Origin of the sequence: Veillonella dispar, from assembly GCF_900637515.1 — a bacterium.
Lineage (GTDB): Bacteria > Bacillota > Negativicutes > Veillonellales > Veillonellaceae > Veillonella > Veillonella dispar.
Window position 1 is genome coordinate 287,711 of record NZ_LR134375.1, and the last position, 15,312, is coordinate 303,022.

Sequence of the window (15,312 nt, forward strand, 5' to 3'; positions counted from 1 at the left end):
AGTAAGGAGAGTTTCTAATGAAGTTGAATTGGAAATTATTCGCACCGCTTGTAGTAGCTATTATTGTATGGCTCATCGGTGCTCCTGAAGGTCTTAGCGCAAATTCTTGGATTTATGTAAGTATTTTCGCTGGCCTCGTGGTAGGGTTGATTTTAGAACCAATGCCACCAGCTTTTATCGGTATCATTGCTGTTACCGTGTCTATGTTGTTTAAGGTTGGTCCTGCCCCTGTGGTAGATAAAGCAACCGGTGTCGCTAAGGCGATTACTGATGCGCAAGCTATCAGCTGGGGCCTTAGTGGTTTCTCTAATGCCATCGTATGGTTGATCTTTGCCGCTTTCATGATTGGTATTGGTTATGAAAACTCTGGCCTTGGTCGTCGTATTGCTTTGTTCCTTGTAGCAAAGCTTGGTAAGTCTTCCTTAGGTCTTGGTTATGCCATTGCTATTACGGACCTTGTGTTGGCTCCATTTATTCCAAGTAATGCGGCTCGTTCTGGTGGTACGATTTATCCAATCGTATCTAGTATTTGTCCGATGTTTGATTCCTATCCAGATAAGAACCCTCGTAAAATTGGTTCTTATTTGAACTGGGTAGCGTTGGCAACTACATGTGTATCTAGCTCTATCTTCTTGACTGGTGCAGCGCCAAACCCATTGGCTCTAGAATTGTCTGCTAAATCTGGTATCGTAGCGGCGAACTGGGGCACATGGTTCCTCGCATTCTTGCCAGTAGGTCTTATCTTGTTCATCATCACTCCATTGTTGACCTATGTATTCTGCAAGCCAGAGGTGAAAGGTTCTCCTGAAATTGCAGCCTGGGCAAAGGATGAGTATAAGAAACTAGGCTCCATGACACGCAGTGAAATCTTCATGGCCTTAATTTCTGTATTGGCTCTTGTGTTGTGGATTGGTGCTTCTACATTCAAAGTAAACCCTACAACAACAGCTTTGATTGTTATTATTTTGATGATTTTCACTAAGATTATGACATGGCAAGACTTCCTTGCTAACAAACCAGCATGGAATGTTTTGACTTGGTTTGCTACACTCGTACCTATGGCTTCTGGCCTTAAAAATGTAGGCTTCTTAGACTGGCTTGCTAAATCTGCTGGTGGTTCTTTGGTTTCTTTAGATCCTACAATGGCAGTTCTTGGTTTGTTATTAGCATTCTGCTTGCTTCGTTACTTCTTTGCTTCTGGCACTGCTTATGTAACAGCTATGGTAGGCTTGTTTGCTACTTTAATTCTTCAAATTCCTGGTGTTGATCCAGCTCAAGTTATGTTGATTCTGTTAGTACCAATGGGTATTATGGGTATCCTTACACCATATGGTACTGGTCATAGCCCAATTTGGTTTGCTAGTGGCTATAACAAAGGTCCTGAATTCTGGAAATTAGGCGCTATCTTTGGGATTATCTACCTCGCAATCTTTATCGTGGTGGGTATTCCATGGATTGAGTTCGTATTGCCACTTTTAGGATAGGCTTTCCGCCGCCATATGTCTCTCTACGCTCCATCCTGACGCAAGTCGCTGGACAGACATATGGCGGCTTTTTCTATCTTAAAATGGCAAAACTCACTTCAGGTGGGCAAGTCGAGCTTACAGAACACTACGAGGGGCTTCCTTTATATCCGAAAATGGCAAAGCTCCACAAAACTCGACAAATCTAAAAAAATAAATATAATAGTAGAGTGATAGTGAATTTCTTGTCTGGTTTCTGATGGAGGTGTTTATTATGTCTGCTTCAGAGCGTGTGGTACAGTCGATTTTGTATGAGGTTGGTTGTATTTTAATCGGTTGTTTGGTGATGTTGTTTGTTCCGCATGATGGACAGCCTTTTGTATTGATGGTTATTTTTTCCTTGCTAGCTATGGTTTGGAATTTTGTGTTTAACTGGATATTTGATAAACTAGTACCAGGTGATCGATTAGAGCGGGGACCTGTAATCCGTACGATTCATGCGGTATTGTTTGAAGGTCTATTTATGTTCGCTACTGTACCGATTATTATGTACATGATGCATATGAGTTTTTGGATGGCTTTTGTGACGGATATAACGATGACATTAGTTATCCTAGGTTATACTTATGTTTATAATTGGGTATATGATCGGGCACGTCTATATTTTGTAGAGGCTTAGTTTTACTATATGAGGTAAGTACCTCTTAAAAATCTATATTGTATAGTAGGAGGTTCTTATGTCTACCAAATCTATTACGGGCACAGGCCTATTGTTGGCCGTAGCCTTATTAGCGCAAAGCTTGCGCCTTATTTTCCCATTTATTCCTAACCAGGTGAGTATGTTCCTTATCGGTTCCATCACGTCTGCTACGTTTGTACTAGCCACATGGCGCTATGGCTGGAAAAATGGTCTCGTTATTGCCTGGATTGCACCAGTAGTGGCACACTTACAAGGCATGTTGCCATTGCCACCGTTTATTTTGATTACGGCCCTTGGCACGACTGCCTATGTATTTGTAGCGCACTGGTTACAACATAAACCTAAGACATTACTTATCGTTGTGGCGGCTTTAGTGAAAGCAGGTGTTCTATTCGGCGGATATTCCTTGTTCTTTTCTCTATTCCAATTTCCACCGAAGATTGTAAATACCATGTTGTTTGTGTCTAGTTGGCCACAGCTGGTAACATCTTCTTTGGGGATTATCTTGGCATTGCTTATTACAAAACGAACAAAAAATTAGGATAACTTAACCTGAGGTTATGGCAAGCCATTCAAAATAGATATGACTTTTTAGGGGCACTCATAGCGTATGAGTGCCCATTTTTGTTGACCTTAGTCATTGTCTACTTTTATAATTAATATATTGTATACAAATATGAGGAGTTGAATGGAATGAAATTTAATACAAAATGCGTTCATGGCAGCGGTAGACCAGATAGCACTGGTGCAATTTCCCCTGCAATTTATATGTCTAGTACATTTTCCCATCCAAAGTTGGGTGATACAACAGGATATCAATATACACGTGAGTCTAATCCAACACGGGATCGTTTGGAACAATTGATTGCAGGTCTTGAAGATGGTAAGGATGCATTGGCATTCTCTTCCGGCATGGCCGCAGTGGACGCTGTATTCCATCTATTCTCCCCTGGGGATCACATCATTTTAGGTGATGATTTGTATGGTGGCTCTATCCGCATGTTCACAAATATTTACGAACAAAACGGCATTGAGTTCACCTATGTTGGTACATCCAATCTTGATGCGGTGAAAGCAGCTTTCAAACCAAATACAAAGGCTGTTTATATTGAGACACCAACAAATCCGATGATGGAGATTACTGATATTCGTGCCTTGTGTACCTTAGCTCATGACCGCAATGCACTAGTCATTATCGACAATACATTCTTGAGCCCTTATTTCCAAAAACCATTGAACTTAGGTGCCGATATTGTCGTTCATAGCGGTACAAAATTCATCGGTGGTCATCATGACGTTATTTCTGGTTTTACCATTGTAAATGATGATGAATTAGCTGCTAAATTGCGCTTAACTTATAAAACGGTAGGTGCTTGCTTATCCGCTATGGATAGCTGGCTCGTTATCCGCGGTGTTAAAACATTGGCACTTCGCATGGAACAACACCAAAAGAATGCCATTGCCCTTGCTGAATGGCTCAAAAAACAACCTAAAGTTACAAAAGTGTTGTTCCCAGGTCTTCCTGAACATCCAGGTTATGAAATCAATAAAGCTCAAACTACAGGCTTTGGTGGTATGTTATCCTTCGAAGTAGATAGCGAAGAAACAGCTAAACAAATCTTAGAAGGTATTAAACTTATTCAATTTGCTGAAAGTCTTGGTGGTACTGAGTCTTTATTGACATATCCTGTAACACAAACTCATCCGGACTTAAAACCGGAAGATGCAGAGCGTAAAGGTATTACACGTCGCTTATTGCGCTTATCTGTAGGTATTGAAGATACAGAAGACTTGATTGCAGACTTGGAACAAGCTTTCAATAAATAAAGGAGTTCCTATGGGACAATATAATTTTGATCAAATTTTAGATAGAACGCACACAAAATCTTTGAAATACGATTTTGCTGTGAAGCGCGGTAAACCAGCGGACGTATTGCCGTTCTGGGTGGCGGACATGGACTTTGAGGTGCCACCTGAGTTGAAGCAAATTTTGCTAGATCGCGTAAACCATGGTGTATTTGGTTATACAGAATCCGATGATGAATACTTTAAAGTATTACAAAACTGGTTTACTACGCGCTTTAACTGGACACCAGAACAAAAATGGCTAGTTAAAACACCTGGTATCGTCTTTGCCTTGGCCATGGCGGTTCGAGCTTTCACCAATGAAGGGGAAGGCGTGCTTATCAATCAACCGGTATACTATCCATTTAGTATGGTTATCGATGATAATGATCGCCGCCTTATCAATGTGCCATTACTCAAAGGCGAAGAGAAGTATACCATTGATTTTGAGGGCATTGAACGGGCCATCGTTGAGGAAAATGTAACATTATTCCTCTTATGTAATCCCCACAATCCAGTAGGCCGCGTGTGGACTGAGGATGAGTTAAAACGACTTGGCGATATTTGTATTAAACATAATGTACTCATCGTAAGTGATGAAATCCACGCTGACTTTGTTTGGAAAGGACATACTCATAAGGTCTTTGCTGACCTAGGTGAAAGCTATGCAGAACATTGCATCGTATGTACTGCACCGAGCAAGACCTTCAATATTGCAGGTTTACAAGTAAGTAATATTTTCATTCCTAATGATTCCTTACGTCGTCGTTTCATTAAAGAAATCGATCGTGCTGGCTATAGCCAGTTAAATACGATGGGCATCGTTGGTTGTGAAGGGGCCTACAAAGTTGGGGCACCTTGGCTTGACGAGTTAAAAGAATATATTCAAGATAATATTCAATTCACCATCGACTATGTAGCAAAGTATATGCCGAAAATTCACGTATATCGTCCGGAAGGGACGTATCTCATGTGGCTAGATTGCTCAAAGCTGCCATTAAGCCCTAAAGAGCGTGATGAATGGATCATTAATGATGCTAAATTATGGCTCGATACAGGCTCTATGTTTGGTGTAGATGGAGAAGACTTTGAACGTATTAATGTCGCTTGCCCTCGCAAGATATTAGAAGAAGGGCTCGAAGCTTGGCGACGTGCTTACGAGGCTAAAGGCTTTTAATTAGATTAGTTAAATTGTTTCGATTAGGTTATCAAATTGTAGAATATATAGAGGTGATAATATGCCTATTAAAGTAATAAAAAATTTACCGGCCATTACGAAATTAGCTCAAGAGAATATTTTCGTTATGGATACTGAACGGGCGGAGAATCAACAAATCCGACCTTTGCAAATATTGCTAGTCAATTTGATGCCTACTAAAGAAGTTACTGAAACTCAAATCTTACGTGCTCTCAGTAATAGTCCATTGCAAGTGAATTTAACATTATTGCATACTGCATCTCGCAAGGCTAAAAATACAGATGAACAATATTTAGAAACGTTTTACCGTACCTTTGATGAAGTGAAAGATGAGTTCTTTGATGGCATGATTATCACTGGAGCTCCTGTAGAATTAATGCCCTTTGAAGAGGTAGACTATTGGTCTGAATTGGTAGAGATTATGGATTGGGGCGAAGAGCATGTATACTCTACGTTCTATATCTGCTGGGGTGCTCAAGCTGGTTTGTATCACCACTTTGGTATAAATAAATCCATTATGGATGAGAAGTTATTCGGCGTGTACGAACATGATATTTACAATGATCGTCCAGTATTATTACGTGGTTTTGATGAGAAATTCTGGATGCCACACTCCCGTCATACAACGGTTTCCTTACAACAAATTAAGGAAAATCGAGATTTGGAATTGTTGGCAGGTTCTGAGGCAACAGGGGCAGCTATTGTTCGCAGCTTAGACAATAAACATATCTTTGTATTTGGTCATGCCGAATACGATTGGGATACACTTAATCGTGAATATGAACGAGATGTTAAAAGAGGGTTGGATATTGCAGTTCCTGAAAATTACTTCCCAGATGATGATCCTAAACAACGTCCTATCGTACGCTGGCGTTCTGTAAGTACATTGTTATTTACAAACTGGTTAAATTACTATGTATACCAAGAGACACCGTACATTATTGAACAAATTCAAAAAATGAAATTTGAACGCGATAAAAACTTAGGTGCCTATATCTAAATTATCGTTACTAGAAAATTCCCCTAATTACTTTTTAAGGTTTCTACAGAGAAATACTCTCGGAAAGTAATTAGGGGCTTTTTTATATATAAGAAAGGGGATAGCTTGATTTGTTGCTCTTTAGAGCTTGATTTAATTCTAGGTTTTGAGGGCGTATAATTGGCTATAGCTTCAAGCTATGGATAACGATATAAATTAATTGTAGACATAAATTTTAAAACATAGTACTATACTAGGTATAAAGAGTGAACTTAATATATAGTTAATATAAAGGAGTTGTCATAATGAGTAAACAATACAGATTTGAAACTTTACAATTACATGCGGGTCATACGGTAGATCCAACAGGTGCGCGTGCAGTACCTATTTACCAAACTACATCTTTCGTATTTAAAGATGCTGAAGAAGCAGCAGGTCGTTTTGCATTGACTAATCCTGGAGGTATTTATTCCCGCCTTAATAATCCTACTACAGATGTATTGGATGCTCGTGTTGCAGAACTTGAAGGTGGTGCTGGTGGTATCGCAGTAGCATCTGGTTCTGCAGCGGTTACATATTCCATTTTGAACGTAGCAAATGCTGGCGATAATATTGTTGCTGCATCTACATTGTATGGTGGTACTTACAACTTATTTACTGCTACATTGCCACGTTTTGGTATTCACACTAAGTTTGTAAACCCTGATAATTTGGAAGAATTTGATGCAGCTATTGATGAAAATACTAAAGCTGTTTATATCGAGTCCATCGGTAACCCTGGTATTAACCTCGTCGATGTACAAGCAGTAGCTGATATTGCACATAAACACAATATCATCTTGATCGTAGATAACACATTTGCATCTCCATACTTGTTCCGTCCATTAGAACATGGTGCTGACGTAGTAGTACACTCTGCTACTAAATACCTTGGTGGTCATGGTACAACATTGGCTGGCGTAGTAGTAGAATCTGGCAAATTCGATTATAAAGGTTCTGGTAAATACCCTGGCTTCTCCGAAGGTGATGAACATTACAATGGTTTAGTGTATGGTGATTTGCCAATTCCATTCACTGTAAAAATTCGTGCTCAATTGCTTCGTGATACTGGCGCGTGCATTACACCACTTGCAGCATGGCAAATCTTGCAAGGCGTTGAAACATTGTCCTTGCGCGTAGAACGTCACGTAGAAAATGCTCGGAAAGTAGTAGATTTCTTGACTAAACATCCTAAAGTAGCATGGGTAAGTTACCCAGAATTAGAAGACAGCAAATACAAAGCTTTAGCTGACAAATACTTCCCTAAAGGTGTTGGTGCTGTATTCACATTCGGCATAAAAGGTGGCAAAGAAGCAGGTATTAAACTTGTTGACTCTTTGGAAATCTTCTCCAACCTTGCTAACGTAGCAGATGCTAAATCCCTTGTTATTCATCCTGCATCTACAACACATGCACAACTTAACGAAGAACAACAAAAATCTGCTGGTGTAACACCAGATATGATCCGTTTGTCCATCGGCCTTGAAAATATCGATGACATCATCGAAGACTTGGCACAAGCTTTAGATAAAGCATAATTTCCCACTCCAAATATGAAAATACTATAGATCAAACTTTCTGAACATAAATTACATTCTTAAGCTCTGACCTCGCTTAAGAAATAGAACACAAACTATCAGACCTATAAAACTTATACAAAAGACCTCCCTTCGTGGGAGGTCTTTTTGTGTTGAAGAATGTATCCTAGTTAATTGTAAATTAGATTGTTGGGTTATGGTAGACATCTATAAATATATAGTAATATCTGGAGGATAGAAGATAGAGGATAGGGAATAGAAAAAAGACCTTGGATTCAACGATCCAAGGTCTTTTTAAGGGAGTATAGTGTGTGTAACGTTCGGTCTGTGGTGTGTGAGCACAGACCTTTTACCTATTGTGTGAGATAGGGTTTTGGGAGAGCCCTTTATGAGTTATAGGGCTCTCTAAGTTTGTGTGTTAGTTTGTGTGTTAGAGAGTGTATCCATTGGGATACTGTGTGTATAGTATGTGTGTTATATGTGTAGTGTGTCATCTTAGTGGGTTAGGATAGGGGTTCACTAGATGAAAAGAGCTTCTTAGTATTTTGTAGTTTTTACTTTAGCACTTAAAACTTTACCGTTCATGCCATCAACTTTTACTTCTGCCTTTTTATCGCCACCAGTTGTCATGTCGAATTTGTATACAGCTCGGCCGTTTTCACGTTCAACAGTCCATTCCATAGTTTGGAAGTCGGAACCAACTTTTTCAAGAGCTTTTGTTTCAGCTACTTCAGGGATGATGATATTTTGAACGTTAATAGTTTTGCTAGCTTTAGCATAGCCTTTAACTTCTTTACCAACGATTTGGCCAGTTGCTTCGTCTACTTTAAGTTCTACTGCACGATTGTTGTAGTAACCTTCTACTTCATAGTAAGGGTTATGTTTAGCATCGTAAGAAATAGATTTTACAGTAGCGCCAGGGAATTGTTGTTGGAATACTGTAACAGCGCCCATGTAATCAACAGAATAGTTAGCTTGAGCGGATGGAGCTACGCTACCAACACCTTTCCAGTTGCTATTGTTGTTGTAAGCATGGTTGCTAGCTGCGCCAACTACGCCTGCTAATAATACTGTACTAACGCCAAATGCACATAATACCTTTGATACTTTCTTAACATTTTTCATGATGAATGCCTCCTAATATAAGGTACTTTTATATACTGTTTTGTGAAAGTAGATTTTACTCAATCTACTTACGTATAATTTAATGTTGTTACATGAATATAAAATGAAATTTAAAGTTTTTTGTATGAAGATGAGTATATCTTTTAGTTATTATGAACGATTGATAATAACTATAATATATGGTCAAAAAAACAAAATACTTGGAATTGCTGTATATATAGTATTAGACTACATAGTTAACTAAAAGTCAACATGCATAGTTGACAATTAAAAATACAAGTGATTTAATTTAGGTAGTTAGTAGTTTGTTGATGTGTTATTAATGGAGGTATACCATGAGTTCAACCGTGTCGAAACAAGGTCGCATCACTACCCGTCAGTTAACGATGACAGCACTTTTTGTCGCATTGATTGCCGTAGGTGCTTTTATACGGGTACCATTACCAAATTGTCCATTTACATTACAAATCTTATTTACTACTCTCGCAGGCATTGTATTAGGCAGTCGATTGGGGGCTGCTAGCGTTGGCATATACATTGTCTTAGGTTTAATTGGGGTACCAATTTTTACATCTGGTGGTGGTCCTGGTTACATTTTACAACCTACCTTTGGCTATTTGATCGGTTTTATGGTAGGTGCTTATGCAGTAGGTCGTATTGCAGAATCTATGGAGAAACTTTCCTTTAAACGATTATTAGTAGGTTCCATATTAAATCTATTTATCGTATATGGCCTTGGTATGATCTATCTATACTTCATTATGAACTTGTATTTAGGTAAACCAATTGGAGTAGAGGCCGTTATTATTACATGCTTCTTGATTCCAGTAGGTCCAGATATCTTCCTTTGTGCCGTTGCGGCATCTCTTGGCAAACGAATTGTTAAAGAATTACATCGATAATATAGTCTCTATATAATACTATTATATGTTTACCAAATATATGTTTATTAAAACCGAGGCATTATGCCTCGGTTTTTGTTTATATATTTATTTAAGCCTGTTTAAGGCTATGGGTTTAAGATTGTTTGTTAAGGATATACATAACCTAAAATAGGTTCTGCTGATTTTATTTTTGTAATTTCTACGTATGGTTGTTGACGACCGTGGAAATCTCGTGTAGATACTTTGCCTTCGATAGAAACCCATTGTTCATTGGCTAAACTATCGCCATCTGGTTTATAGGCGGTCATGCCAATCGGTGCCACGTCAGCAATACAGCAGGACATAGCCATACGAGAGATGGTAAATTCATTAGATTTTAGCGTGTTATCATCGCGGTTTACATAGCCTGTCATATATACTGTGTAGTCTTTGTATTGGTCTACATTAGATCCAACCTTTACGATTGTTTGATAGAAATTATCTGAATTTAACACAATTTCTTTTTTATCTTTAGAAATGCCAGGCTCTTTGCTTTCACTATTAACAGTAATCACCTCGCCGATGGCATCATTTGTAAAGTCGAAGTTGTTTGTATCATCATTGATGCGTGCAGCACCTTGAACACTAGTTGTAGGCACAAGGACAGGGGGAACGATGAGCAATACTACGGGAATAATGATAGGTACGATAGAGCGCCAGTTGTGTTTATAATAGCGCGATGGAGCCCAAATAACCGTAGCCAATCCGCCTAATATGAGAGCTACACTGCTAATGCCTAGCAGTAGTTCATATCGTGGTGCGATATAGTTCAAATAACGACCGGTTACGATTAGGTATACACAGCAGATACCTAAGATGAGGTAAAGTAAGCCTTTCACAATGGAAAAGCGATCTTTAAGTCCTAATTTCATAGAATCATCTCCTTTTATATTCATGAAGAACTGAAATAGTAATGACTAAACATTAGCTTAAAAAGAATTGAAAACCTAATGCGGCTAAATAGGATATAACAACAATTGTTAAGCCTAGACGAAGAATAAATGATGTAGGCATATATTGTTTTAAAATATATACATTTTTAATATCGAGCATAGGTCCTAAGATGAGGAAACCCATGACTGAGCTCATAGGGAACAGAGTGCTCAAGGATTTGCCTATAATAGCATCTGATGTAGAGCAAACAGAGAAGAAGAACGCTAATAATAGCAGAATTGGGATGGCCCACACATCAGGTAATGTGATACCGGCATTGATGAGCCAAGGCTTTCCATACACTTGTACTACGGATAGTACACAAGCTGCAATGGAGAAATAGAATAAGAGCTGGGAGAACTCTTTTTCCATATGAATTAGTAATCTTCTTTTATTGATATGTTTACTTTTCGATGCTTCTAAGACGATTTCTTCATAACTTAGGTTCTGTGCCGTTTTAGCTTTCATCATAGACGTAGATGGTGGTATAAAACGGAATGATAAGGCAACCAATAAAGCTACGCCAAGGCCAAGTACGATACGCCATACAGAAATCATTGGATTATCTGGGAAGGCATACCAGGTAGATAGAATTGTAATAGGATTGATGATTGGGCTGGCGAGCATAAATAGGAGGGCCACAGATAATGGTACACCTCTATCTGTAAGTGCTTTAAATAATGGAATAATAGCACAGTCGCAAACTGGTAAGGCTAAGCCACTAACCATGGCGGCACCATAGCTCTTCCAAGAGTGATCTCCTAATAGTTTTAGCAGTATTCTTTGTGGAACGAAATAGCGAATGACTGTTGAACCAATGGTTCCTAATAATAGGAACGGGATAGCCTCGATAATGAGCCCTGTAATGATGGCAAAGCATTGGTGGATGGAGTAAGGAATATCATGACGGAATGCAGTGACTAATAGTATGTAGGCTGTAATGCCGATAACTAATAGATTTGGTATGAGACCCCACGTAGAATTGCGGCATAATTCTGCTACCTTTTCTGGCGCAGGCGCTGTTACAATCTTGGCGTCACTGTTATAGGTCCGTAATAAGGCGTGATGTGTATCGGTTTCTGTGATGATACAATCGGCACTATATAATTGGCTTGTTACATCATTACCTAAACCAGGCAAAATGGATGCGACGAATTGGTCTGTACAAAGATATAATACCTTTTCGATTTGTAATAGATGGCGCAGCTTATCACTATATAGCAAGGCTTCTAGTTGGTGAAAGCTGATCATACCGTTCCATTCAATCCATATTTCTTTAGGCTTTACCTTGTCGATATAGCTTGCGATTTCATCAGCTATAGAACTGTATGTATCAGGTTTATTAGGCGTAATTGCACTAAGAACATCAGGATTGAGTTGTAATCCTTCTTTGATGAGTGATACAGCACCTTCTTCGGCGCTGATACATGCCGTGCCACCAAGCTTTTTGCGATATTGTAATTGTTTATTTATAAAAGTACTTTTACCAGCACCGATGAATCCGGTAACGATATAAACAGGTATCATGATTGACACACTTCATTATGTACCATTGGCACATTAAAATCAGTACCAATAACGACTAAGCTATAGTCTGTGGACTCACTAGGCGCAAGGGAACAGTAGTGAGTTCCATATTGTAACTCATGAGGCCCTTCAGTGGTTGGTACAATACCTTTAGCACGGAGTACGGTATCTGGCATACCTTCTAAGATAGTCTTCCACTGTACTAAGGTGAGTGTACGCAAGTCTTTGAATGTATGGCTCATAAATAGATGCTCATCATGTAAAGAGTGGTCATCGTGACAGTGATAGAGGCGTTTGATATAGTCTCGTAATGCAATGGTACTCCATGCTTCTTCGTGAATAGGAGTATTTGGTGCTAACTCGTGAATCATCCGTTTTGTTATGCTTGTTTGTTGAATGTCTTCGGTATGGCTCAAGAAGATAGAGTCACTATTTGTGATTTGATCTTTAAAGAAGAGCCCAAAGTTTTTAATAAACATAGGTGCTTGCATGGCATCAACAGTTGTTACTGATGCATGAACATAGGCGGACTTTGCAATCTCTTCATCCTCGCAGGTATGGATGATTTCGCTTAATTTGCTGACACCAGATGGTTCTATATAGATGGTATCTACATCATAATTTTGAAGAATATCAAGGAGTGCTTGTTGGAAGTTTCCTTGTAAGCTACAGCAAATACAGCCAGATGTAACTTCACGAATAGTAGCCCCTGTTTTAGCTAGATTGGCTGCATCGAGGCTGGTTTCACCAAAATCATTTTCTATAATTAAAATTTTATCTGTAGATTTATGTTCTTTTAGTATGTGTTGTAAAAATGTTGTTTTTCCAGACCCTAGAAATCCGGATATGATAACAATAGGGATCATACGTACCTCCTGAGTAATGTAAACACAGTATACACCTATAGGATAACACAGAAAATACACCCTAGGGTATATGCATAGTTATGAAAGTACTATTTTTCTTAAAATTCTCATTAAATATATTGGTTATATACCTTATATGAGTATAGTGACAGATGTATTTAATATTCATAATTGATTGTGAAAAGTATTGTATATATCGATTTACGTATATATGAAGAGATACTCCTCTATGAATAAATATTAATTTCAAATTTTGGGAGAAGAATATAAAAAAATCCCTCCTATAGAAGACTCAGTCGAGGGAGAGTTGACTGAACTCCTTATAGGAGGGTGAGAAGAGAATTCGTTATATAAATCTTTAATTAGATTACCTTTAGTATACCAAATTATACATAAAGTATATAGTCAATATTACTATTTTATGTTTATTGTAACTTAGCTAATAAAGCTTTTAGATATACATATACATTTTCAACAGATGGTAAATGAACGCGTTCCATTGGTGTATGTGGGCTTACGATAGTAGGACCAAAGCTGATCATTTGGGTGTTTGGTAATACACCTTTTAACAAGCCACATTCAAGACCGGCATGAATTGCGTTGACATTAGCTGGTGTATCAAACATTTCGTTATGCAAGGAAATAGCTTGCTCTTCAAGTTTTGAGCCTTTGTCATATTCCCATGCTGGATAGCCACCAGTGCGTTCTGCGGATACGCCAAGCGTTTTCGCAAGAAGAAGCATTTTCTTTGCTAAGAATTCAAGGCTATTACTGTTAGAACTACGAATCGAGATGAGTACTTCAATAGTATGTTCATTTTCGCGTACAATTGCGATGTTGTCAGAAGTTTCTACAAGGTTAGGGATAGACTTGCTTACAGAATGAACACCATCTTGTGCAAGATAGATGTAAGTAATGAGGGCTTCTGTAGTGTCATCTGCATATACTACTTCAGGAGTAGCCACATCATCTACAACGAATTTAAGACCTGGATCTTGGATACCATATTCATGGAGATATTGCTTTTCTTGGTAGGCAATTAATGTTTTAATGGCCGCTACATCTTCAGCGCGTACGGATAATACAGCAACTGCTTTAGAAGGAATGGCATTATGTTTTACGCCACCTTCAAAGGATGCTAAGCATACAGGATATTGTTGTTGAATATCATAGAGTACACGTGATAATACTTGGTTTGCATTCGCACGTTGTTCGCAAATTTCAATGCCGGAGTGACCACCTTTAAGGCCTGTTACGGTAAGGGATAAGCCTGCATCATAGCCAGGTTGGTTGTTTTCACGCAATAAAGGAATGTTTACGTGAACGTGGCAACCGCCAGCACAGCTAACAGTAAAATCGTGTTCTACTTCTGTATCGAGGTTGAGTAAGTAATCACCACTTACTTGGCCTTCTTTAATAGCGAAAGCGCCATCCATACCAGTTTCTTCATTAGTAGTGAACAATAATTGCATAGGGCCGTGTTGTTGGCTATCATCCTCAAGGATAGCAAGCATCATCGCGCCACCCATGCCGTTATCCGCACCTAATGTAGTATGGTCTGCATGCATCCATTCGCCTTCGATGATGTTGGCAATTGGGTCTTTAGTGAAGTCATGGTTAGAGTCGTGATCACGAACACATACCATGTCGATATGACCTTGTAGGATGATAGAAGGTCGATTTTCATAACCTGGGGATGCAGGTTTTTTGATGACTACATTATATTGGTCGTCTTGATGAACCTCTAAACCTAAGTTTTTAGCGAAGTTTACGATATAGTCGCTAATGCCTTTTTCGTTGCCAGATTCACGAGGAATTTGGCTCATTTCTTTAAATATTTCTAATACGCGTTTTGCTTGAACGATTGATTCCATAATGGTTCCTTTCATTCTGATGTAAATAATAGATATATATATTGGTTGATTACACTGAATACGTAGTAATTTTATTAGTATACGAATTAATACTAATAATTGTATTTGTTTCAGTGATAACTTTCATCGACATATATATGGAATATATAAATAATTAGTATATATATAGTTATATCACAAGAATGATTATTAGGATAGTAATGCAAGCATTAGCACATGTAGAGACTAGCTATATAGGAATAATAATGTATAATGAGGTTATACGATTAACGATTTTACAAATCCATTAGATTTTAGAAGGT

13 protein-coding genes are annotated in these 15,312 nt (G+C 38.5%); 8 read left to right on the top strand and 5 right to left on the bottom strand.

Annotation, left to right across the window (positions count from 1 at the left end; genetic code table 11):
- Positions 1–17 precede the first annotated feature (17 nt).
- The 7 genes from EL171_RS01225 (at position 18) to EL171_RS01255 (ending at position 7,762) form a co-directional block, all read left to right on the top strand.
- Positions 18–1,484 carry a DASS family sodium-coupled anion symporter gene (locus EL171_RS01225; protein WP_005387710.1) on the top strand — a complete coding sequence of 489 codons (1,467 nt, stop codon included), beginning with the start codon at positions 18–20 and terminating at the stop codon, positions 1,482–1,484.
- A 253-nt stretch (positions 1,485–1,737) separates the two neighbouring features.
- Positions 1,738–2,142, top strand: a complete 405-nt coding sequence (locus tag EL171_RS01230) for a PACE efflux transporter (RefSeq protein WP_039969553.1) — start codon at positions 1,738–1,740, stop codon at positions 2,140–2,142.
- Positions 2,143–2,200: 58 nt separating this feature from the next.
- Positions 2,201–2,704 (top strand): ECF transporter S component, encoded by a 504-nt coding sequence (locus EL171_RS01235; RefSeq protein WP_005387712.1) that lies wholly within the window; start codon positions 2,201–2,203, stop codon positions 2,702–2,704.
- 152 nt (positions 2,705–2,856) lie between these two features.
- Entirely contained in the window at positions 2,857–3,990 is a 1,134-nt protein-coding gene (locus tag EL171_RS01240) for a trans-sulfuration enzyme family protein (RefSeq protein WP_005387713.1), read from the top strand.
- Positions 3,991–4,000: 10 nt separating this feature from the next.
- Entirely contained in the window at positions 4,001–5,185 is a 1,185-nt protein-coding gene (locus tag EL171_RS01245) for a MalY/PatB family protein (protein WP_039969554.1), read from the top strand.
- 61 nt (positions 5,186–5,246) lie between these two features.
- Positions 5,247–6,206 carry a homoserine O-acetyltransferase MetA gene (gene metA, locus EL171_RS01250; RefSeq protein WP_005387716.1) on the top strand — a complete coding sequence of 320 codons (960 nt, stop codon included), beginning with the start codon at positions 5,247–5,249 and terminating at the stop codon, positions 6,204–6,206.
- A 284-nt stretch (positions 6,207–6,490) separates the two neighbouring features.
- The gene (locus tag EL171_RS01255) at positions 6,491–7,762 is read left to right on the top strand and encodes an O-acetylhomoserine aminocarboxypropyltransferase/cysteine synthase family protein (protein ID WP_005387719.1); all 1,272 of its coding nucleotides are present in this window, start codon (positions 6,491–6,493) and stop codon (positions 7,760–7,762) included.
- A gap of 537 nt (positions 7,763–8,299) precedes the next feature.
- Here EL171_RS01255 and EL171_RS01260 read toward each other — a convergent pair.
- Positions 8,300–8,887, bottom strand: coding sequence for a PepSY domain-containing protein (locus tag EL171_RS01260; RefSeq protein ID WP_005387720.1), 588 nt, complete (start codon positions 8,885–8,887; stop codon positions 8,300–8,302).
- Between the two features lie 335 nt (positions 8,888–9,222).
- On the opposite strand from EL171_RS01260, the gene EL171_RS01265 reads away from it, so the two are divergent.
- Positions 9,223–9,789 carry a biotin transporter BioY gene (locus EL171_RS01265; RefSeq protein ID WP_039969556.1) on the top strand — a complete coding sequence of 189 codons (567 nt, stop codon included), beginning with the start codon at positions 9,223–9,225 and terminating at the stop codon, positions 9,787–9,789.
- A gap of 128 nt (positions 9,790–9,917) precedes the next feature.
- Here the strand turns inward: EL171_RS01265 and EL171_RS01270 are convergent, their stop codons facing one another.
- From EL171_RS01270 to EL171_RS01285, 4 genes are all read right to left on the bottom strand, one after another.
- Positions 9,918–10,682 carry a TIGR03943 family putative permease subunit gene (locus tag EL171_RS01270; protein ID WP_039969558.1) on the bottom strand — a complete coding sequence of 255 codons (765 nt, stop codon included), beginning with the start codon at positions 10,680–10,682 and terminating at the stop codon, positions 9,918–9,920.
- Positions 10,683–10,734: 52 nt separating this feature from the next.
- Entirely contained in the window at positions 10,735–12,270 is a 1,536-nt protein-coding gene (locus EL171_RS01275) for a permease (protein WP_005387725.1), read from the bottom strand.
- A complete protein-coding gene (locus EL171_RS01280) occupies positions 12,267–13,136 on the bottom strand; it encodes a CobW family GTP-binding protein (RefSeq protein WP_005387726.1) in 870 nt (289 codons plus the stop codon). Before EL171_RS01280 ends, EL171_RS01275 begins: the two co-directional genes overlap by 4 nt.
- 425 nt (positions 13,137–13,561) lie before the next feature.
- Positions 13,562–15,010 carry an aminoacyl-histidine dipeptidase gene (locus EL171_RS01285; protein ID WP_039969560.1) on the bottom strand — a complete coding sequence of 483 codons (1,449 nt, stop codon included), beginning with the start codon at positions 15,008–15,010 and terminating at the stop codon, positions 13,562–13,564.
- Positions 15,011–15,312: the final 302 nt, after the last annotated feature.